This window comes from Brevundimonas sp. Root1279, assembly GCF_001425945.1.
Taxonomy (GTDB): Bacteria; Pseudomonadota; Alphaproteobacteria; order Caulobacterales; family Caulobacteraceae; genus Brevundimonas.
The window spans coordinates 38,270-58,594 of the sequence record NZ_LMEB01000006.1; the positions used below are offsets into that span (position 1 = coordinate 38,270).

The following is a 20,325-nucleotide window of genomic DNA, read 5'->3' on the forward strand; positions in this document are numbered from 1 at the left end:
CAACCGGGTTCCACCCCAGCCCCCGCTTCCTCGACCCTCGACCCTCGACCCTCGCCCCTCGCCCCTACTCTCCCAATCCAGCCATGCGTCGCCGCTCGGCGTCGGTCAGGAAGCTCGCCGCCTCCAGCCGCGCCCACAGCGCATCCCGTTCCGGCTGCAGCGCCGGCACCGCGTCGAGGTCCGCCTCGATGCGGCAGTCGCCCCCGAACCGCGGCGCCAGCCAGTTGCTCAGGGCCGCCGCCGTCTTGCGCGCCAAGGGCGCCACCGTGCCCCGCCAGAAGGCCGCATTGGCCTCGCGATAGTTGGCGTAGGTGGCGTCCCCCGGAATCCCCAGCAGCTGCGGCGGCACGCCGAAGGCCAGGGCGATCTCGCGCGCGGCGGCGTGCTTGCCGGCGATGAAGTCCATCTCCGCCGGCGTCCAGCTCATCGGCTTCCAGTCCAGCCCGCCCTCCAGGATCAGCGGCCGCCCGGCGTTCAGCGCGCCCGCCTGGGCCTCGCCGATCTGCGCCTTCAGCGCCTCGAACTGCTCGGCCGTCAGCCGCTCGCCGTCCTTCGAGCCATAAACCAGCGCCCCCGACGGCCGCGCCGCATTGTCCAGCAGCGCCTTGTTCCAGGCCCCCGAGGCGTTGTGCACGTCGACCGCCGCGGCCGCCGCCTCCAGCGGCGAAAAGCCGTAATGGTCGTCCGTCGGGTGGAACAGCTTGAGCTGCATCACCGGCGCCCAGCCGTCCGCCTGCCGCCCGATCCGCACCGATCGTCCGTCCACGGAATACTCCCAGGCCTCAGGCCAGCCGGCCCGTCCCGGCACGACCTTCACGCGGTCCGGCCGCAGCGTCCAAAGCTCCTCGGGCGCCGCATCGCCGACCGCCTCGGCATAGGCGTTGCCTGCCGTCTGCAGCGCCCCGTACAGCCCCTCCAGCCACTCGGCTCCCGACTGCTCGGGATTGGGCCGGGCCAGCAGCCGCGCCAGCGGATGATCGTCCCGACGCACGCCGTCCGCAAACACCGCCAGCGGCGTCGACGCCGCCGCCTCGGCCACCATCCGCACGCAGCGATAGACCACCGGGTTCCGGGCGAACCCCTCCTCGGCCAAATGCGCATAGTCCCGCGGCGTCCACCGCGCCCGCCCGCCGCCTGTCAGGGCGATCAACGGCCCTGCCCGACTGTCCTTGATCTCAGGCGCGCCCGCGCGCCGCCGAGCCCCGAAGGCCCGTCGCCAGTTCAGCATCAAACTCTCCATAGTACCTCCCCCTTTAGGGGAGGGGGACCGCCGAAGGCGGTGGAGGGGGCTGCCCGACGCCTCCGCGCCGCCCCCGCTCAATCCTCACAACACCCGCACGCTCGGCCCCGCCTTCGGCGTCGTCAGCAGCGCGCTCACCGCCCAGACCAGGGCGTCCGCCCGGTCCGGACTCGGCCCGCCGTCGGTCCCCCCCAGCGCCATCAGCTCCTCCTCCAGCGCCGGGAAGGCGCAGCAGTGGGTCACCCGGCCCTGTTCGTAGAGCGCCGCCACCGGCTCGGCCCGCACCGACTTGGACCGCGTGGCGTGCACCGGCGCGATCTTCACCGGGCACTCCGCCTGGGCCAGCACGGTGCGCACCATGTCGCCGCCCTGGTTGACCTCGGCCACCACCCGGTCGGCGCCGAACTCGCGCACCGCCTCGACCACCACCTTGGCCCAGCCCAGCGGCGACAGCCCACGCTCGGTCCGGTCGGCCAGCACATAGGCCCGCCCCTCGCGGCGGCCCGCCACGACGATGCCGCAGGCGTCGCCGCCCGCGCTCGCCGGCGGATCCACCGCCACCACGACCCGCTCCAGCTCCGCCGGCCTCGCCCCACGCGCCCGCGCCAGATCCTCGGCCCGGAACAGGGCGCCCTCGCTCTCGACGATCAGCCCCTCCAGCTCCTGAGCCTCCAGCCGCGTGCCGGCGTAAAGCGTCCGCAGATGCGCCAGGAAGCCCGGCGACAGGTTCTCCGCATTGGCCCGCGTCCCGGCCCGATCGGCCCACACCCCCGGCTCCGCCATCAGACGCCGCAGCGCCGGCAAGGGCCGGGGCGTGGTGGTGACCAGCAGCCGCGGCTCATCGCCCAGCCGCAAGCCCAGCCTAAGATTGCTCAGCACCGCCTCGGGCTTGCGCCAGGCGCAGAACTCGTCGGCCCAGGCATGATGAAACTGCGGCCCGCGCAGGCTGTCCGGATCCTCGGCCGAAAAGGCGTAGGCGACGCTGCCGGTCTTGGGCCACACCAGCCTTCGCCGTCCCGCCTCCCAGCGCGGCCGGTCGCTCTTGGCCGGCAGGGCCTTCAGCCCCGACGGCCCCTCGACCATCACCTCCCGAACGTCGTGCAGGGTCGGCCCCACCAGGGCGAAGCGCCCCGGCGACTTCATCGCCAGCGCATTGATCCACGAGGCCCCGGCGAAGGTCTTGCCCGCCCCGCGCCCGCCCAGCAGCACCCAGGTGCGCCAATCGGTGATCGGCGGGACCTGATGCTCAAGAAGGTCAAACTGGCTCGCCAGCAGCTCGCGCAGGCGGCCAGGGTCGAGGCTCGCCGTCCAGGCCCTTAGATTCAAGGACGGATCGGAGGCGGCGCAGACGGGACTCCAGCTCGTCGCGCAGTCGCTCAAGGGTTTCTGGGCTGTCGTCACGATGATCCATCTCGTCCTCTTGCTGCGGCGGCGGCGCGCACCTGCGTTCCCTGGCTTTCACATCGGCCAGGACGAACGCGGTGATCGCCTTCGTCGCCGCCATGAAGGCCACGACCGCCCGCAGCGTGCGCTGTGCCCCGATGGGGTCCTCGGGGGTCTGCTTCCTCGCGCTCAGGGCCTCGTCGCAGGCGTCGACGATCGCCACTGCATTGTCCGACTTCCCCCCCGCCCATGCGAGGATCCGCTCGGCCCTGTCCTGGTTCTCCGACATTTCCAGATCATGCGGCGCCAGCGCTCCTCGGCGGGAAGATCGCCGCCAGAAAAGCGCAAGTCATTGATTGCGAAAGCGTTCACCCCCGACAACCCGACTATAATTCCGCTTCAGGGTCGCCCCAGCGTCACGCCTCAGGCGACGGCGACCGCCGCATCCGATCCGGCCGCGTCCTGGTCCGCCAGCCGCGCCGCGATCACCCGCAGCAGCTGGCCGACCTCGATCGGCTTGCCGACATGGTCATCCATGCCCGCCGCGCGGCAACGCTCGATCTGCTCGGGCTGCACATTGGCGGTCAGGGCGATGATCGGGGTCCGGCGCGCCTCGCCCTCCAGCGCCCGGATGGCCCGGGTCGCGTCCAGCCCGTCCATCACCGGCATGTGCACGTCCATCAGGATCAGGTCGTAGCCGCCCGTCCGGGCCGCCTCGACGGCCTGCGCGCCGTCCGCCACCGCGTGCAGGGTCACCCCCATGCCGCCCAGGATCGCAGCCACCAGCTCGCGGTTCGGCGCCGCGTCGTCCGCCATCAGGATGCGCAAGCCTTCCGGGCTCGGCGCCTCACCGGCGGCCGCCGCCTGGTCCAGCGCCTCGGCGGCGCCCAGCGGAACTTCGAACCAGAAGGTCGAGCCCTCGCCGGGTCGACTCTCCGCGCCCACCTGGCCGCCCATCATCTCGATCAGCCGATGCGAGATCGCCAGCCCCAGGCCGGTCCCGCCATACACGCGCGTGGTCGAGGCGTCGGCCTGGGTGAAGCGCTCGAACACCGCGGCCAGCTTGTCCGGGGCGATGCCGATGCCGGTGTCGCTGACCGCGACCCTGAGCGACGCGCCATTCCAGCCCATTGCGACCCGGACCGCGCCCGAAGCCGTGAATTTCACCGCATTGGACAGGAAGTTCAGCGTCACCTGACGCAACCGTCCTTCGTCCCCGGTCAGCACCGCCGGCGCCGTCGGGTCCAGCGTCACCGCCAGCCTCAGCCCCTTGGCCGCGCACTGGCCCTCGACCATCGTCGCGGCCGCCTCGACCATGGCCCGCGGATCAAACGCCCGCGGCTCCAGCGACACCGCCTCGGCCTCCAGTTTGGAGTAGTCCAGAATGTCGTTGATCACCCCCAGCAGGGCCTCGCTGGCCGTGCCGATCCGGTCGGCGTAGCGCCGCTCCGCCTCCGGCAGGGCCGCGCTCGACTGCAGCAGGCCCGAGAAGCCGATGACGCTGGTCAGCGGGGTGCGCAGCTCATGGCTCATGTTGGCCAGGAACTCCGACTTGGCCCGCGCCCCGACCTCGGCCCGGTCGCGCGCCTCGGTCAGTTCCTGCTCCAGCCGCTTGGTGGCGGTAATGTCACGCACGACGTCCTGGAACTCCAGCGCCTGACCGGCGGCGTCGCGCACCAGCGTCGTCCGCGCCTCCATCCAGCGGATGTCGCCCGACCGGGTGATCACCCGATAGGTCATGCTCCGCTGCGTCGCATCGCCCCGGACGAAGGCCACCACGCCCTCCATCAGGCCCGGCACGTCCTCTGGATGGATCAGGTCGGTGACGTCCCGCCCGACGACCTCATCAGGGGTATGGCCGATGATCGCCTCGATCGCCGGCGAGACGTACAGGACCCGCTGGTCCATGCCGTAGGTGATGATGATGTCCGTCGCCCGATCGGCCAGCAGCCGGTAGCGGCGCTCGCTGTCCGCGACCCGGCGGGCGGCCATCTCCTGATCGGTGACGTCCTGGAACACCCCGAACAGCGACAGCACCCGCCCGGTCTCATCCCGATCGGTGTCGGCCTGCGCCAGCACCAGCCGCTCCGCCCCGTCCGGCCGGATGATCCTCAGCCGCAGCTTGTAGCCCTGGCCGGTCGCCAGCGCGTGCATCACCGCCGCCCGAAGCGGCCCCTGGTCGTCGGGGTGGTAGTGGCCGATGGCGTCGTCGCAGGAAGGATCGAAGGCGGTCCGTTCGACGCCGTGGATGCGATAGACCTCGTCCGACCAGGTCACCAGCATCGAGGTCGCGTCCAGCCGCCACTGCCCGACCCCGGCCATCTCCTCGGCCAGGCGCAGCAGCTCCAGCTTTTCGGCCTGGATCCGGTTCGCTTCGGCCCGTTCGACGATGTCTCCGGCCATTCGGGCCAGGACCCTCAGATTTTCGATCTCGGCCTCGTTCAGGCGCGGCCGAGGATTGACGTCCATCACCCCGATGGCGCCCACCGCCTCGCCGGCGGCGTTGCTGACGCTGGCGCCGGCGAAGAAGCGCAGATGCGGCTCCCCGACGACCATCGGGTGGTCGCAGACCCGCGGGTCCTCCAGGGCGTCCTCGATGACCAGCACCGCGTCCGCCCCCTCGGCCGTCACCAGCCGGGTGACGGAGACGCCGCGGGGCAGCTCGGTCACGCCCAAGCGGGTGCTGGCCTTGAACAGGGTCCGGTCGCCGGCGACCACGCTGATCATGGCGTGTGGGGTGCCGAACATGGCGCGGGCCAGCGCCGTCAACCGCTCGAACGGGCTGTCGAGGTTCAGGGTTTTCGACGTCTTGCTGCGCGCCATATCCGCAAGCTGCCGCAGAACAACGAAATTTCGGTTAGCGGCGCGGTTAACGCCGCGGCTCGGTCCCGCGCTCGTCCCGCCACTCCGGGGCCTCGAAGTCGAGGGCGTCCTCGGCGTCCTTGAGGGCCAGTTCCGACACGGTCTGTCCGCGCACCGATACCCCCGCCGTATGGACGGTTTCCGGGTCTCCGGAGACCAGCGGATGCCACCACGCCAGCGGCCGTCCCTCGTGGATCCGACGATAGCCGCAGGACTTGGGCATCCACTCCAGCGCCTCGATGTTGAACGGCGTCAGCTTGATGCAGTCCGGCACATGCTGTTTGCGGTTCGCATAGTCCGAGCAGGCGCATTTGTTCGGGTCGAACAGCTTGCAGTGCACCCGCGTCGGGATGACCTCGCCCGTATCCTCGTCCTCGAACCGCACCAGGCAGCAAAGCCCGCACCCGTCGCACAGGCTCTCCCACTCCTCGCGGGTCATGTCCTCGAGGGACTTGGTTTCCCAGAAGGGAGCGGTCACGGGGGCGGCGTTCGATTTCACACTGTCCCTTTACGCCGCCCCTGCGTCGAAAGCACGGCCGGCCGGCGAAATCCGCGCCGACGCCCCGCCGTGTCTCCCGCCCACTTTTCCAACCGCCCGCGCCGAGCTAGGGAGGCGGCGCAGTGCGTTCGGGGGCTACGCGTGATCATCGGCATCGATCTGGGCACGACCAACAGTGCGGTCGGCATTTTTCGCGACGGCAAGGCGGAGCTGATTCCGAACAGCCTCGGCCACGTCCTGACGCCTTCGGCGGTCAGTCTCGACGAGACGTCCGGCGACCTGCTCGTCGGCCTGGCCGCGCGCGAACGCCAGTCGACCCATCCGGAGCACACCGCCACCGCCTTCAAGCGCTACATGGGCTCCAACCGGGTCACCAAGCTCGGCGCGAAGGAGTTCAAGGCCGAGGAGCTGTCCGCCCTCGTCCTCGCGCGCCTGAAGGCCGACGCCGAGGCCTACCTGGGCCAGCCGGTGACCGAGGCCGTCATCACCGTTCCGGCCTATTTCAACGACAAGCAGCGCAAGGCCACCCGCCGCGCCGGCGAGCTGGCCGGCCTCAAGGTCGAACGCCTGCTCAACGAGCCGACCGCCGCCGCCCTCGCCTACGGCATCCATGAGCTCGGCGACGCCAGTCGCTTCCTCGTCTTCGACCTCGGCGGCGGCACCTTCGACGTCTCTGTGCTGGAGATCTTCGAGGGGATCATCGAGGTCCGCGCCTCGACCGGCGACAACCGGCTCGGCGGTGAGGACTTCAACGACATCCTGTGCGAGGAATTCCGCCGCACCGCCGGGAAGGACGTGCCGGAGAAAGACCGCGCCGATCCGGTTCTGCGCGAGCGCATCCGCCACGCCGCCGAGCGCGCCCGCCGCGCCCTCACCGACGGACCTTCAGCTTCCATGTCGGTGATCTGGAAGGAAACGACCTACGAGCGCGTCGTCACCGCCGACGATTTCGAGGCCCTGGCCGCCGGCCTGATCACCCGCCTGCGCGACCCGGTCCTGCGCTCCCTGCGCGACGCCGGCCTGCGCGCCGACGAGCTGAACGAGGTCATCCTCGTCGGCGGCTCGACCCGTATGCCGCTGGTCCGCCGGGCCATCACCCGCATGTTCGGCCGCTTCCCCGCCAACGCCGTCAATCCGGACGAGGCCGTCGCCGTCGGCGCCGCCGTCCAGGCCGGACTCAAGTCCCGCGACGTGGCGCTCAAGGAAGTCGTGATGACGGACGTCTGTCCGTACACCCTGGGCATCGCCGCCGGGGACCATGACGAGCGCGGCCGCCACCTCGGCGTCTCGTTCTCGCCGATCATCGAGCGCAACACCGTCATCCCGGCCAGCCGGATCCAGTACTACAGCAACTCCGCGGCCAATCAGCGGGTGGTCAGCGTCCCCATCTTCCAGGGCGAGTCGCGCAACCTCTCGGACAACATCGAACTGGGCCGCGTCGACGTGCCGATCCCGCCCGGCCCGGTCGGCAGCGTCCGCGTCGACGTGCGCTTCACCTACGACATCAACGGCCTGCTCGAGGTCGACGTCCACATCCCGCAGACCGGCGAAAAGCGCGAGCTGGTCATCGCCGACGACAGCGTCATGAACGACGCCGACTTCCAGAAGCGCCGCGCGGCCCTCGCCGACCTCAAGCACCACCCGCGCGACGCCGACGCCAACAAGACCGTCCTGGCCCGCGCCAACCGCTGCTACGAGGAATGCCTCGGCGACCAGCGCCGCTGGATCGCCGAGCAGATCGGGGCCTTCGAGGTGATCCTTGAGCGCCAGGACCCGCGTGATATCGAACAGGCGCGCACCCAGCTGACCGAGGTCCTCGACCGGTTCGAGGGCGAGACCTGGCTGTGAACGGCTCCATCTGGGCGACGCTCGGGATCGAACCGACCAACGACGCCATCGAGATCAAGCGCGCCTACGCCCGGCGTCTGAAGCTGGTCCATCCCGAGGACGATCCGGAGGGCTTCCAAGCCCTGCGCGAGGCCTACGACCATGCGACCCGCATGGCCCGCAACGGGTGGGCCGTCCCGCGCCCGGCCGAGCCGTCCGCAGACGAAGACGCGGACGACGGCGCCTGGACTCCCCAGGTGGTCGTCGCCGGCGCCGACGGCTGGTCCGACCGTCGGGATGACCGCTGGAGCCACGCCCAGACCGAGCCCCGCCCCGCTCCGGTCTCCGACGTTCCCGAGGACATCCGCGCCGAACTGGCCCGCGAGCGCGACCTGGCCGAGGCCCACAAGGCGCTTTGCGACCAGCTCAGCACCCTCGTCGCCAACCCGGACGGCGACCGCCACGAGGCCCTGTCGGCCATGCTGCGCATCCTGCGCTCGCCGGGCATGGACTCGCTCGACGCCTACGCCCGCACCGAGCGCTGGCTGGCCTATGTGACCGCGGTGGGCGGCCCGGTCGTGGACGACATGGTCGAGCCGCTGATCCAGTTCTTCCACTGGAACGAACAGCCGGTCGGCGTCGACCTGAGCCATGCCGTCCCGGTTCTGCGCCGACGCGACGCGGGCATCATCCTGCGCCGGCTCGAGCGCAAGATGGATCCGGACCACAAGGCCTGGATCGCCCTGCGCGACAAGCCGACCCGGCTCAGCCGCCTGCGCGAGCGTTTCGCGCCCGGTCTGGACAAGCGCGTGCTCGCCCTGCTGGAGCGCATCGACCAGGACCTGCCCGAAGTCGCCCAGCGCATGAACCCCGAGGCCGCCGCCTGGTGGCGCGAGCGGCGCCGGCGCCCCGAACTGCCGGCGCGGTTTCTCTGGGTCCTGCTGTTCGCGCCGCCGTTCGTCGGGTCGCAGGGCGTCATTTCGAATGTCTTCGGGCCGCCGAGCTGGGCGATCTTCTTCGCCCTGACCACCGTCACCGCCACCGCCTTGCTGGGGGCCGGATTGGCGTGGCTGTACGGCGTCGTCCACCTGCGCCTGCGCTGGGCCCACGAAGGGCTCGCGTGGCGCGCCCCGCCGTGGCTCCGGTTGGGCTGGGCGCCGGCGACCGCAGCCGTCGTGGTGCTGTCCAGCCTCCTTCCGGTCAGCCTGGTCGGCGCCGCCGCCTACTGGCTGTTGCTGGGTCCGCTGCTGGTCTGGACCCGGATCGTCAACGCCCACCTCGAGGCGCCCTACGACCCCCGGGGCAGCTTCTTCGCCGGCCTGCCGCTGCTCGCATGGCTGGTGATCCACACCCACAGCCCCCAGTCGGTCGGCCTGTGCTGGACCGCGGCCGGCGCGGTGCTCATCGCGCACCAGGGCCGCCCGGCGCTCGAGGAAGCCTGGCTGTCGCTGTCCGAGGCGCTCCGGCGTCAAATCGCCACCGGCCTGGCCGGCGCGGCCGTCCTCACCGGACTCGCCGTCCTCCTGACGCCGGACTGGTCCTATCGCGCCCTGCCCGCGGCGGCCGTCATCCTGCTGACCCTGGCCGCCCGCCCCATCCGCATGGCCCAGCCGCCGGCCGCGGTGACCCTGTGGCTGCAGTGGATGCGGTTCGGCTGGGTCGCCGCCTACATCCTCGCCGCCCTGGTTCCCGGCCAGGTCATCGCGGAGGCGAGCTATCGCGGCTTCGGCCTGTGGCTGGCGGCCGGAGCCCTGCTGACCGCCCTGTGCGAGGCCGCGCCGCGCCTGCAGGCCCTGTTCGCCCGCCGGGCGAGCAAGCCCGGGGCCCTGGCCTGACCGATCGACCGGGTGGCGGTCCGCCGCCGCCCGGTCTATAGCCCCCGCCTCATGGCCGCCCGTCCTCCCCTCGTCGCCCTCAAGGATGTCCGTCTGCAGGACGGTCCTCGCCCCCTGTTCGACGGCGTCGATCTGGCCATCGAGCCGCGCACCCGCGCCGCCCTGGTCGGCCGCAACGGGGCCGGCAAGTCGACCCTGATGAAGCTGGTCATGGGCCTGGTCGAGCCTGACGCCGGCGACCGCTCGGTCCAGGCGGGCGTCCGCTTCGCCTATGTCCCGCAGGAGCCGCTGATCACCGGCGAGACCCTGCTCGACTACGCCGCCTCGGGCGGCGCCGAGCGCTGGACCGCCGAGAGCTGGCTGACCGAGTTCGGCCTCGACGCCGACAAGCCCGCCGTCAACCTGTCCGGCGGCGAGACCCGCCGCGCCGCCCTCGCCAAAGCCTTCGCCGAAGAGCCCGACCTGCTGCTGCTCGACGAGCCGACCAACCACCTCGACATCCTGGCCATCGAACGCCTCGAGGAGGAGCTGCTGGCCGCCCGCTTCTCGGTCCTGGTGGTCAGCCACGACCGCGCCTTCCTGAACCGCACCACCCAGTCCGTGCACTGGCTGGAGGGCCGCCGGGTGCGCACCCTCGACAAGGGCTTCGCCGCCTTCGACGACTGGGCCGACAAGGTCATGGAGGAGGAGGCGGAGTCCCTCCGTCGCCTGACCAAGAAGATCGAGGCCGAGACCTACACCTTCTACCGCTCGATCACCGCCCAGCGGACCCGCAACGAGGGCCGCGCCCGCGCCCTCAACGCGATGCGCGCCGACCGCGCCGAGCGTGTGAAGGACCTGCCCCGCGAGCTGAACCTCGGCGTCGACGCCGGCGTCACCTCGGGCAAGCTGGTCGCCGAGCTCAAGGGCGTGACCAAGGACTTCGGCGACCGCACCGTCCTCAAACCCTTCACCACCCGGGTCATTCGCGGCGACCGGCTGGCCATCGTCGGCCCCAACGGCGCGGGCAAGACCACCCTGGTCAAGATCCTGCTCGGCGAGCTGGCCCCCGACGCCGGCACGGTCCGCCTCGGCGCCAACCTCGACCCGGTCTACCTCGACCAGTCCCGCGAGGGGCTGAAGTCCGACATGAGCCTGTGGGACGCCCTGACCCCCGGCGGCGGCGACTCCATCCTGGTGCGCGGCGTCTCCAAGCACGTCGCCGCCTACGCCAAGGACTTCCTGTTCCAGGAAAGCCAGCTCAAGCAGCCGATCTCGACCCTGTCGGGCGGCGAGCGCAACCGCCTGCTGCTGGCCCGGGCCCTGGCCAAGCCGGCCAACATGCTGGTCCTCGACGAGCCGACCAACGACCTCGACATGGACACCCTCGACAAGCTCGAGGAACTGCTGGAGCAGTACGACGGCACCCTGATCCTGGTCAGCCACGACCGCGACTTCGTCGACCGCCTGGCCACCTCGACCATCGCCATGAACGGCCGCGGCGACATCGTCGAGACCCCCGGCGGCTGGACCGACTTCGTGCGCCAGAACCCGGCCTTCCTGGCCCCGCCCCCGATCGGCGCCATCGCCAAGGCTGGGGCGCGTCGGGTCGAGAAGGCGGAGCCTTCTGACCGCGCCCCCGCCAAAAAACCCGGCAAGCTCTCCTTCAAGGACGCCCACCGGCTCAAGCAGCTGGAGGAGCTGCTCGAAACCCTCCCCGTCGAGATCGCCCGCCAGGACGCCATCCTCGCCGACCCCGAGCTCTACAGCCGCGACCCCGCCGCCTTCGACCGCGCCATGAAGGCCGCCGACAAGGCCCGCACGACCCTCGAGTCCGCCGAACTGGAATGGCTGGAGCTGGAAGAGAAGAAGGCGTCGCTGGCGGGTTGAGGCCGCGCTGACCTGTCACGCTGCCTGCCGTCCGGCTTGGCCGTAAGCTTCCCGACCATGCCGCTCACGACGCACACCCTGCCCCTGACCGACGCCGAGGCGCGGGCGGCCCTGCGGATCAATGCGGCCATGGCCCTCGCCCCGCGCCTCAAGACCAACGGCTGGCGGCTGGCCCTCGGCCAGAAGCTCAACGGGACCTTCAGCAAGGCCGCCGGCGCGGTCACCGAGGCGGCGCTCAAGCGGCGCGGCGTGCAGGTCTCGGCCGTGACCATCGACGGCCCGGCCGCCCCCCTTCCCCTGCGTCTGCTGGAACCGGGCTGCCCGCCCGAGGGCTTGGTCGTCGATCTGCACGGCGGCGGCTGGGTGGTCGGAAGCGCGGCGCTCAACGACCGGCTGACCGGCCATTTCGCCGAGGCGGGCTACGTCGTCGCCTCGGTCGACTATCGCCTGCTCGACGAGGTCCGCGGCGTCTGGATGCCGGACGCGGTCGCCGACTGCGCCGCCGCCCTGCGCTGGGCGCTCGGCGAAGGCCGCCGCCGCTTCGGGACCGATAGGGTCTTCGTCATCGGCGAGTCCGCCGGCGCCCACCTCGCCGCCTTGGCCGTACTCCAGCTTCGAGACGAGGGCGCGCTTGAGGGCCTGGCCGGTCTGATCTTCGTCCAGGGCGTCTTCGATCTCTCGGCCGGTCCCGCGGTTCGCGCCGCCGGGCCCGAGACTCTGCTGTTCGACGGCCCCAACCTGGAACGCGACCTCGGCCGCCTGACCCCCGGCCTCGACGAGGCCGCCCGCCGCGCCCCGGACCTGTCGCCGCTCTACGCCGACCTCGCCGGCCTGCCGCCGGTCCTGTTCGTGATGGGCGAATGCGATCCCTTCCGGGACGATAGCCGGGTCATGGCCGAGCGCTGGGCCAAGGTCGCGCCGGCCGCCCTGCTCGACGTCCCCACGGCCCCGCACGGCTTCCAGCATTTCGGCGCGCCCACGGCTCCGCTGGCGCAGGCCTTCATTCGCGGCTGGATCGGCGAAATTCGCGGCCAGGGCCCGCTTTCTGTGGAAAACGCAACGGCCTGATTCGCTTCCGCGAATTCCGTCCGCCCACAGATATGCACAGGGTTATGCACCGGCAGCGGGGCTGTTCCTCACAGCGGCGCTATTTCGGGCGCTTGCCGTCTAACGGATTTGGCGCGAACGTCAACAGGCCGAGGGACACGGCGGCGCGGAAAACCGGGGAGACCCGGGGCTCAAGCGGACCGGCCCGGCTCTCTGACCCAGGCGACCAGACCTCTTCGGAGGCGAGGCACGAGGGGCAGGATCCAGGCTCCCGAACGTCAAAGGCTTCGACCGGAGACGTTCACGGAGAACCAGATCGGGATCGATGGACGGCGCGGGCCAGCCTCGCGGAACGCCGGAGACCAGGAGCGCGACAGGAAACAGCTGACCATCACCGGGGTTCGCCCTGCTGATGCCGAAGCCAAGGCCCTGAACCTCAACGGCCAAGTCCAACCCGGACTTGGCGAGGGGACGAGGAAAACCGGCTTGCCGGGGCTCCTCGTCCCCTCGCTCAATTCCGGGTCCTGGTTTCGCGGGTCGCCGCCCCGTCGACAGGCCCGCCCCCCTCAAGCTAAACCGTGAAGCCTGTCTCAGGGGGATTTCGCCGTGCTCGCCATTCTTCTCGCCGCCGGTCTCGTCGCCGCGCCCCAGGCCGCCGTCGAACCGCGCGCGCCGGCCCTGACCAACGCCGAAGCCTGCCTGCGCGAGAAGGCCGACGCCGCCGTCGCCGCCGCGACCAGCGCCTCGGACGCCGCCGACTTCCTGCTGACCTACCTCTGCGCCGGTCCCGTCGACCGTGCCGCCACCTGGCAGCGCAACAGCGAAATGCTGGTGTCCATGAAGGGGATGTTCGACGGCCTGAAGGAAATGGGCCCACCCTATTCGGATGACGAAGAGTCCGACGAAGAGGCGGCCTCCGACGAAGCGCCCGAGGAAGCTGACGGAGCGGTCATGAACGACTTCTTCGGCGGCATGGAGAACATCAGCGTCGATCCGGTGACCGGCGAGTTTATCGTTCCCGAGGACGCCTCGAACGTGATGGCCTCGACCCTGCGCACCCAGACGAACGCCGTGGGCCAGTTGCTGGGCGACCAGCGCCCGGTCTTCCTGCGCGAACTGGCCGGCCAACTGGTGCTCCAGGCCCGCACGCGTCGTTAGCCTCGGGTTTCACCTCACTTCCCTTCCGACTGCCTGAGCCGTACACCAAGGCCATGAGCCGTCGAGGGAATCGCCTACAGTCGCCGGACCGCCGCGCCGTCCTCGCAGGCGCGGGCGCCCTGGCCGCGACCACCGCCCTGGCCGGCTGCGGCCGCCAGGAGGCGCCGGTCGATGACGACGGCCGCGTCCGCCTGCGCTTCGCCACCGACTGGCGCGCCCAGGCCGAACACGGCGGCTTCTACCAGGCGCTGGCCTCCGGGGCCTATGAGAAGCGCGGCCTCAACGTCCAGATCCTGCAGGGCGGTCCGACGGTCAACGTGCCCCAGCTGCTGGCCTCCGGCGCCGTCGAGCTGGGCATGGGCTCCAACAGCTTCATCCCGATGAACCTGGTCGCCGAGGGCGCGCCGGTGAAGGCCGTCGCCGCCTTCTTCCAGAAGGACCCCCAGGTCCTCATCGCCCATCCCGATCCGGCCCTGCGCACCATCGCCGACCTGGAGGGCCGCCCCTTCCTGCTCGCCGACGCCTCGCTGAACGCCTTCTGGGTCTGGCTGAAGGCCAAGTACGGCTTCACCGACGACCAGGTCCGCAAATACAACTTCAACCTGGCGCCCTTCCTGGCCGACGAGCGGGCGGTGCAGCAGGGCTATCTGACCTCCGAGCCGTTCACCATCGAGCGCGAGGCCGGCTTCGCGCCCAAGGTCTTCCTGCTGGCCGACGAGGGCTATCCCTCCTACGCCGCCATGGTCCTGGCCCCGAACGCCTTCGCCCGCGACAACGGCGCGGCCCTGCGCAACTTCATCGCCGCCTCGATCGAGGGATGGCGCGACTACATCCAGGGCGACGGCAAGGCCGCCGACGCCCTGATCCGCAAGGCCAACCCGGACATGACCCAGGCGATCCTGGACCAGGCCCGGGCCAAGCTGAAGGACAACGGCCTGGTCGACGGCGGCGACGCCGCCCTCTACGGCCTGGGGGCCATGATCGACGATCGCTGGCGCGAGTTCTTCGAGGTCACCTCCCAGGCGGGCGTCTATCCGACCAACCTGGACTGGCGGCAGGCCTTCACGACCCAGTATCTGCCCGGTCGTGGCTAAAGCCTCGGGGTCGGCCGCAGCGCTGCGCGCCGTCGTTGTCCGCTATCCGGGCCGGCCCGAACTCGGCCCGCTGAATCTGACCGTCGCCCCCGGCGAGATCGTCGCCGTCGTCGGCGCCTCGGGGGCCGGCAAGTCGACCCTGCTGCGCCTGCTCGCCGGGCTGGAGACGCCCGCGGGCGGAACGGTCCAACGTCCTGCCGGCGCCGTCGGCTTCGTCTTCCAGAGCCCGACCCTGATGCCGTGGGCGGACGCCCTGGCCAATGCCGCCCTGCCGCTGGAGCTGTGCGGGATCGCCCGCGCCGAGGCCCGCCGCCGCGCCGCCGAGGCCCTGGCCGCAGTCGGCCTCGCCGAGCGGTTGGGCGCCCGGCCGCGTCAACTGTCCGGCGGCATGGCCATGCGCGTCTCCCTGGCCCGCGCCCTGGTCGTCGACCCCGACCTGCTGCTGCTCGACGAGCCCTTCGCGGCGCTGGACAGCGTCACCCGTCGACGCCTGATCGAGGACCTGCACGCGCTGTGGGCCGCGCGCTCGCCGCGCCCGGCCCTGGTCTTCGTCACCCATGACGTCGAGGAGGCCGTCTACCTCGCCGGCCGCGCCGTCGTGCTGGACGCCGCCACGGGCCGCGTCGCCGCCGAACTCGCCCTGCCCGGCGCCCTGCCCCGCCCCGCGGGCTGGCGCTCGGCGCCCGAATGCCGCGCCGCCGTCGAGGCCCTGGCCGAAGCCCTGGCCGCCGCCATGCCGTCGCAGGACGCCGCGTGAGCCGGCTCGCCCCCTTCCTGCTCGTCGCCTTGCTGCTTGCCGGCTGGGAGACGGCCTGCCGCCTGCTGCACGTCCCGGTCTATCTGCTGCCGCCGCCCAGCGCCGTGGCCGTCGCCCTGGTCGAGCGCGCGCCGGTGCTGGCCGGCTCGGCCTGGGTCACCTTCCGCATGGCCCTTCAGGCGCTGCTCGTCGCCACGCTGGTCGGCGGCGGCCTGGCCCTGGTCGTCTCGCTCAGCGACCCGGCCGAGCGCGCCGTGCGTCCTCTGGCCGTGGCCCTGCAGGTCACCCCGGTCGTGGCCATCGCGCCGCTGGTGATCATCTGGGCCGGGCTCGACCACGCCGACCGGGCGGTCATCGCCCTGGCCGCCGCCGTGGCCTTCTTCCCGCTGTTCTCGGGCGTCCTGACCGGGCTGAAGTCCGCCGATCCGGACCTGGAGCGGCTGTTCGACCTCTACGGCGCCTCGCCCCTGCAGCGCCTCGTCCGCCTGCGCCTGCCCTCGGCCCTGCCCTTCATGCTCGAAGGCCTGCGCGTCGCCGCCGGCCTGGCGGTGATCGGGGCGGTGGTGGCCGAGTTCGTGTCGGGCTCGGGCGCCACCCAGGGCCTGGCCTGGAGGCTTCTCGAGGCCGGCAACCGCCTGCGCACCGCCGAGATGCTGGCCGCCCTCGTCTGGCTGATGGTCATGGGCGTGGCGCTGCACGCCCTGGTCGGCCTGGTGGAGCGCTTCGTGCGCCGCCGGCTGGCCTAGCTCTTGGCCTGAAGCGGTGGATAAGGACGCGGCCGTACGGCCCCGTTAGCGACGGGTTAAGCCAGACCCCTCTAGCTTCGGCTCAGTTCTCGCGTTCGGAGCCCTCCTTTGCGTCGCGCCTCGACCCTTGCCGCAGCTGCCGTAGCCGCCCTTTGCGGGGCCGGCCTCGCCCATGCGGCCTCGGCCCAGGAGGCCGCAGCGCGTCGTCCGAACACCGTCATTCCGCACGGCGGCCAGGCCTCCGCGCCGCGCGCCGGCCTGACCCAGGCCCCCGGTCCGGTCCGCCGCACCCTGACTCCGGCCAACGCCTGGCTGCAGCCCGCCCCCGCGGTCGTCCCGGCCTCCCAGCCCGCGCTCCAGCCGGTCGCCGCTGCGCCTGCGCCGCAGCCCCAGCCGGTCCGCCCCCAGCCGCAACCGCAGCCCGCGGTCGACTATCTGCCGAACCAGGGCCGCGGCCAGCCCGCGCCGGTCGAAGCCGTTTACGCTCCGGCGCCGGCCGCCGCGCCGGTCTCTGGGCCCGCTCCGGCCGACCGCGCCGCCGACCCCATGGCCCCGCGCCGCGACGCCCCGATCTTCCGCATGCAGCAGGGCGCCACGCTCCAACCCATGCCCGCGCAGGTCGCCGCCGACGCCGCCCCTCAAGCGGTAGCGACGTCCGCCGAACAGGCCCCCCGCCCCATCCGCGTCGCCACTGTGGTCAACACCGGCGAACAGCCGCCGCAGCAGGGCGCCCGCTACTATTCGGTCCACCGTCAGAACGGCCGCCAGCCGGACGCCCTGGTCATGCCGACCCCGACCTATGTCGACGCCCTCGCCGTGACCATGACCGAGACCCCGGCCTCGCAGGACCTGGCCCAGCCTGATCAGGGCCCGACCCTGATCCGCGACGGACAGGGCCGCGTCCGCGCCGCCCCCGCCGCTTCGGACGGAGACCACCAGTGAGCGAGACGGCCACCCTCTCTCGCCTGCCTGACCTGATCTCGCTCGCCGAGGAGGGGTCGAGCGAAAAGCGCCGCGCCCTGCTGCGCGAACTGACCGACCATTTCTTCGGCTCGCCCCAGCGCACCGAGACCGAGACGGCGCTGTACGACACCGTCCTGGACCGCCTCGCCGCGGACATGGAGACCGCCGTCCGGGCTGAGCTGTCGGCCCGGTTCTCGACTGCGCCGGACGCCCCGCACACCCTGATCCGCCGGCTGGCCAACGATGAAGCCGCCGTCGCCGGCGCTGTGCTCGCCGCCTCGCCGGTGCTCACCGACGACGACCTGCTCGGCGTCGTGCGTCGCCACGGCCAGGACCATCTGCGCGCCGTCTCGGCCCGCCCGACCGTCTCGGAGGCCGTCTCGGACGTCATCGTCGAGCGCGGCGACGACGAGACCCTCGGGACCCTGCTGCGCAACGACGGCGCCCGGCTGTCGCGCAAGGCCTCGGAAGCCGCCGTCGAGCGCGCCAAGAGCAACCCGGCCCTGCACGAGGCCACGGTGTCGCGCGCGACCCTGCCGCCCGACCTGCTCAACGACATGTATTTCGTGGTCGAAGCCCGCCTGCGCACCCGCATCCTGGAACAGAACGCCCGCCTCGATCCGGGTCTGCTGGAGAGCGCCCTGGCCGCCGGCCGCGCCCGCGTGGCCACGGACGACGGGGCCCTGCCGGCCGACTATTCGGAATGCCTCGCCTACGTCGAGGAGCTGAAGGCCGCCGGTCAGCTGAGCCCGCAGATGCTGGCGCGCTTCCTGCGTTCGGGCGCCAAGGGCGGGGGCCGCACGTCCTTCCTGATCGCCCTGGCCCAACTGGCCGACATCGACTTCCACACCGCCCGGCAGATCGTCGAGCGGCGCGAGCTCGACGCCCTGGCCGTGGTCTGCAAGGCCGCGGACCTGGATCGCGCCCTGTTCCTGACCTACGCGGTGGTGCTGCTCAACGACGACGGCGACGCCATGGCCAAGGCGCACTCCTACGCCCGGATGTACGCCGACCTGTCCAAAGAAGCGGCCCTGCGCACCCTGCGCTTCTGGCGCATGCGCCGCGGCGCGGTCGCCGCCTGAGCCTGCCCGCCTGAGGCGGCCCCAGCGCCTCACAGCCTGTCCCCACAAGCAAAAACGCCCGCCTTCAAGCAGAAGGCGGGCGCTTCGACTGACCTTGCGGTCGACTATTTCTTGGCGGCGCGTCCGGCGCGGGCCGGCTTACGGCCGCCCTGGCCGAGACCCATCTGCTTGGCCAGGTCCGAACGGGCCTTGGCGTAGTTCGGGGCGACCATCGGATAGTCCTTCGGCAGACCCCACTTGGCCCGGTACTCCTCGGGGCTCATGTTGTACTTGGTGCGCAGGTGACGCTTCAGCGACTTGAACTTGCGACCGTCTTCCAGGCAGACGAGGTAGTCCGGGGTGATCGACTTGCGGACCGGAACGGCCGGTTCCTTCGGCTCCGGCTCCGGCTCGACGGCGCCCGTCGAAACCTGCGACAGCGCGGCATGGATGCTGGAAATCAGGCCCGGGACCTCGGACGCCTGGACGCTATTGTTGCCGACATAGGCAGACACGATGTCAGCGGTCATTTCCAGCAGTTGGGAGTTGTCTTCCATACCAGCAGCCTCGTCTCTAAAAAGCAGGGTTTTTGACTAAACCAGTTACGTGCGGGTGCATAGATTTGTTTGTGCAGGAAAGCAATGGCGACTGACGATTCGTGACTGCCAAGCAGATGAACGGACATTGTGCGCCGCAATGTAGTGCTAGCGACCGAAGTTCTCCGCCAAGGCCAGCATCGCCGCCCGCTCCGGCGCCGAGTAATCATCGAGCGCCTCTTCCTCGCCGTCCCGGATGGCGCGCAGCAACGCCGGCGTCAGGGCCGAGGACAACGACCAGTTCCAGTAACGCAGGACGGTCTGCGCCCGATCGACAGCCAGCATGTCATAGGTGATCTGCACCCGCTCCCAGACCGGATCGACCCCGCCGTCCTCGGTGACCTCCAGCCGCCGCATCGAGCGCCACAGGCCGGTCAGGTCGCCCTTGGACAGGCCCGCCGCCTTACACAGGATGGCCAACGGCTCGCCGCCGGCGTCACCCAGGATCTTGGCTCCGGTGACCGGCTTGAGGCCGGCCAGGTAGGAGATCTCGGTCGCCGTCTCGCGCGTCAGGCCATGATGGGCGGCGGCGGCCACCGCCTGCTCGAGGTCGGCGTAGGGGCTCTTGTCTACGGCGGCGCGGTTGCGCTGGCGGCGCTCGATGAACTGCAGCGCCTTGCGCGCCACCGGGTCCTGCCAGTTCTCTTCTGCTGCGAGCGCGAAGACGTCCTCGGCGATCTCCTGCATCACTTCTCGTGACACGGCGAAGCGCTGCAGGATCGTGCGGCGATCTTCGGGTCCGCACCACCAGAACATGACGTAGGCGCCCGACGGCCTCAGCTCCGGCCGCTTGAGCAGATGCGGGCACAGGCTGCGTTCGGTGCGGCTCAGGCCCACCACGCCCTCGACCGCGACCTGGCTCAGCCGGGCGGTGTTGTTGCGCAAAACGGCCTCGATGACCTGGCTTTCGCCGAAGCTCATCAGGGTCTCGGTCACCACCTCCGACAGGGCGCGGCGGTTGGCCATCATGAAGCGGTGCTCGGTCCCGGCGTCGCGGGCGCAGGCGGTCAGGTCGGCGTCCGACAACGAGGCGCACTGCTCGATCAGCAGACCGGCGATATCCGGCTCGTCGCGAAGCAGCATCCGCGCCAGGGCGTTGGGCAGTTCGGCCAGCGGGGCCAGGCGCGCGGCCACCCGCTTGCGGTCCTCGTGCGAGGCCAGGCGCAGCATCTCGACCAGCAGATCGCCGGTCACCGCCCGCTCGAAGGCGTTGATCCGGCTGGTCGGCAGCGACACCACGTCGGCCAGGCGCTTCAGCAGCGCATGGCGGGCGCGCAGGCCGCCTTGCGGCGCGGCGTCCCCTGACGTGTGAGCGGGATCGGACATATCGAGCCCACGGTACAATCGTCGCGGTTAACCGCCTGTGACGGTGGCAGTCGAAAGCCTCC

General features: G+C 71.3%; 17 protein-coding genes. 10 read left to right on the plus strand and 7 right to left on the minus strand.

Annotation, left to right across the window (positions count from 1 at the left end; translation table 11 throughout):
• Positions 1–64 precede the first annotated feature (64 nt).
• From ASC65_RS08205 to ASC65_RS08225, 5 genes are all read right to left on the minus strand, one after another.
• Complete coding sequence (locus ASC65_RS08205; RefSeq protein WP_056451540.1) at positions 65–1,228, minus strand: phage portal protein; 1,164 nt, start codon at positions 1,226–1,228, stop codon at positions 65–67.
• 96 nt (positions 1,229–1,324) lie between these two features.
• Entirely contained in the window at positions 1,325–2,566 is a 1,242-nt protein-coding gene (locus tag ASC65_RS08210) for a DNA-packaging protein (RefSeq protein WP_235561444.1), read from the minus strand.
• Positions 2,496–2,912 carry a hypothetical protein gene (locus ASC65_RS17570; RefSeq protein WP_056451543.1) on the minus strand — a complete coding sequence of 139 codons (417 nt, stop codon included), beginning with the start codon at positions 2,910–2,912 and terminating at the stop codon, positions 2,496–2,498. The genes ASC65_RS08210 and ASC65_RS17570 overlap by 71 nt, the downstream gene beginning before the upstream one ends.
• A gap of 134 nt (positions 2,913–3,046) precedes the next feature.
• Positions 3,047–5,446, minus strand: coding sequence for a PAS domain-containing protein (locus ASC65_RS08220; protein WP_056451545.1), 2,400 nt, complete (start codon positions 5,444–5,446; stop codon positions 3,047–3,049).
• Between the two features lie 46 nt (positions 5,447–5,492).
• Complete coding sequence (locus ASC65_RS08225) at positions 5,493–5,963, minus strand: YcgN family cysteine cluster protein (protein WP_082525991.1); 471 nt, start codon at positions 5,961–5,963, stop codon at positions 5,493–5,495.
• Positions 5,964–6,125: 162 nt separating this feature from the next.
• On the opposite strand from ASC65_RS08225, the gene ASC65_RS08230 reads away from it, so the two are divergent.
• The 10 genes from ASC65_RS08230 to ASC65_RS08275 all read left to right on the plus strand — a co-directional run bounded on the left by ASC65_RS08230 (position 6,126) and on the right by ASC65_RS08275 (position 18,362).
• Positions 6,126–7,832 (plus strand): Hsp70 family protein, encoded by a 1,707-nt coding sequence (locus ASC65_RS08230; RefSeq protein WP_056451547.1) that lies wholly within the window; start codon positions 6,126–6,128, stop codon positions 7,830–7,832.
• Positions 7,829–9,646, plus strand: coding sequence for a hypothetical protein (locus ASC65_RS17455; protein WP_056451548.1), 1,818 nt, complete (start codon positions 7,829–7,831; stop codon positions 9,644–9,646). Before ASC65_RS08230 ends, ASC65_RS17455 begins: the two co-directional genes overlap by 4 nt.
• A 51-nt stretch (positions 9,647–9,697) precedes the next feature.
• Entirely contained in the window at positions 9,698–11,515 is a 1,818-nt protein-coding gene (locus tag ASC65_RS08240; protein WP_056452551.1) for an ABC-F family ATP-binding cassette domain-containing protein, read from the plus strand.
• Positions 11,516–11,572: 57 nt separating this feature from the next.
• A complete protein-coding gene (locus ASC65_RS08245; protein WP_056452554.1) occupies positions 11,573–12,583 on the plus strand; it encodes an alpha/beta hydrolase in 1,011 nt (336 codons plus the stop codon).
• Between the two features lie 585 nt (positions 12,584–13,168).
• Positions 13,169–13,720: a hypothetical protein gene (locus ASC65_RS08250; RefSeq protein ID WP_056451549.1), complete on the plus strand. Its 552-nt coding sequence runs from the start codon at positions 13,169–13,171 to the stop codon at positions 13,718–13,720.
• A 53-nt stretch (positions 13,721–13,773) separates the two neighbouring features.
• Complete coding sequence (locus ASC65_RS08255; RefSeq protein ID WP_056451550.1) at positions 13,774–14,814, plus strand: ABC transporter substrate-binding protein; 1,041 nt, start codon at positions 13,774–13,776, stop codon at positions 14,812–14,814.
• Positions 14,807–15,571 (plus strand): ABC transporter ATP-binding protein, encoded by a 765-nt coding sequence (locus ASC65_RS08260; RefSeq protein ID WP_056451551.1) that lies wholly within the window; start codon positions 14,807–14,809, stop codon positions 15,569–15,571. Before ASC65_RS08255 ends, ASC65_RS08260 begins: the two co-directional genes overlap by 8 nt.
• A complete protein-coding gene (locus tag ASC65_RS08265) occupies positions 15,568–16,317 on the plus strand; it encodes an ABC transporter permease (protein WP_056451553.1) in 750 nt (249 codons plus the stop codon). Before ASC65_RS08260 ends, ASC65_RS08265 begins: the two co-directional genes overlap by 4 nt.
• Before the next feature lie 108 nt (positions 16,318–16,425).
• On the plus strand, positions 16,426–17,259 hold the full coding sequence (locus ASC65_RS08270) for a hypothetical protein (protein ID WP_056451555.1): 834 nt from the start codon (positions 16,426–16,428) through the stop codon (positions 17,257–17,259).
• Positions 17,256–18,362 (plus strand): DUF2336 domain-containing protein, encoded by a 1,107-nt coding sequence (locus ASC65_RS08275; RefSeq protein WP_056451556.1) that lies wholly within the window; start codon positions 17,256–17,258, stop codon positions 18,360–18,362. Before ASC65_RS08270 ends, ASC65_RS08275 begins: the two co-directional genes overlap by 4 nt.
• A gap of 104 nt (positions 18,363–18,466) precedes the next feature.
• On the opposite strand, the gene ASC65_RS08280 is transcribed toward ASC65_RS08275, so the two are convergent.
• Together ASC65_RS08280 and ASC65_RS08285 are read right to left on the minus strand one after the other, a co-directional pair.
• Entirely contained in the window at positions 18,467–18,898 is a 432-nt protein-coding gene (locus ASC65_RS08280; protein WP_056451558.1) for a MucR family transcriptional regulator, read from the minus strand.
• Between the two features lie 147 nt (positions 18,899–19,045).
• Entirely contained in the window at positions 19,046–20,263 is a 1,218-nt protein-coding gene (locus ASC65_RS08285; protein ID WP_056451560.1) for a DUF2336 domain-containing protein, read from the minus strand.
• Between the last annotated feature and the right edge of the window lie 62 nt (positions 20,264–20,325).

Coding starts and splice junctions, on each gene's coding strand:
- ASC65_RS08205 (WP_056451540.1), bottom strand. CDS start 1,228: ATGCTGAACTGGCGACGGGCCTTCGGGGCTCGGCGGCGCGCGGGCGCG.
- ASC65_RS08285 (WP_056451560.1), bottom strand. CDS start 20,263: ATGTCCGATCCCGCTCACACGTCAGGGGACGCCGCGCCGCAAGGCGGC.
- ASC65_RS08220 (WP_056451545.1), bottom strand. CDS start 5,446: ATGGCGCGCAGCAAGACGTCGAAAACCCTGAACCTCGACAGCCCGTTC.
- ASC65_RS08280 (WP_056451558.1), bottom strand. CDS start 18,898: ATGGAAGACAACTCCCAACTGCTGGAAATGACCGCTGACATCGTGTCT.
- ASC65_RS08245 (WP_056452554.1), top strand. CDS start 11,573: ATGCCGCTCACGACGCACACCCTGCCCCTGACCGACGCCGAGGCGCGG.
- ASC65_RS17570 (WP_056451543.1), bottom strand. CDS start 2,912: ATGTCGGAGAACCAGGACAGGGCCGAGCGGATCCTCGCATGGGCGGGG.
- ASC65_RS08255 (WP_056451550.1), top strand. CDS start 13,774: ATGAGCCGTCGAGGGAATCGCCTACAGTCGCCGGACCGCCGCGCCGTC.
- ASC65_RS08240 (WP_056452551.1), top strand. CDS start 9,698: ATGGCCGCCCGTCCTCCCCTCGTCGCCCTCAAGGATGTCCGTCTGCAG.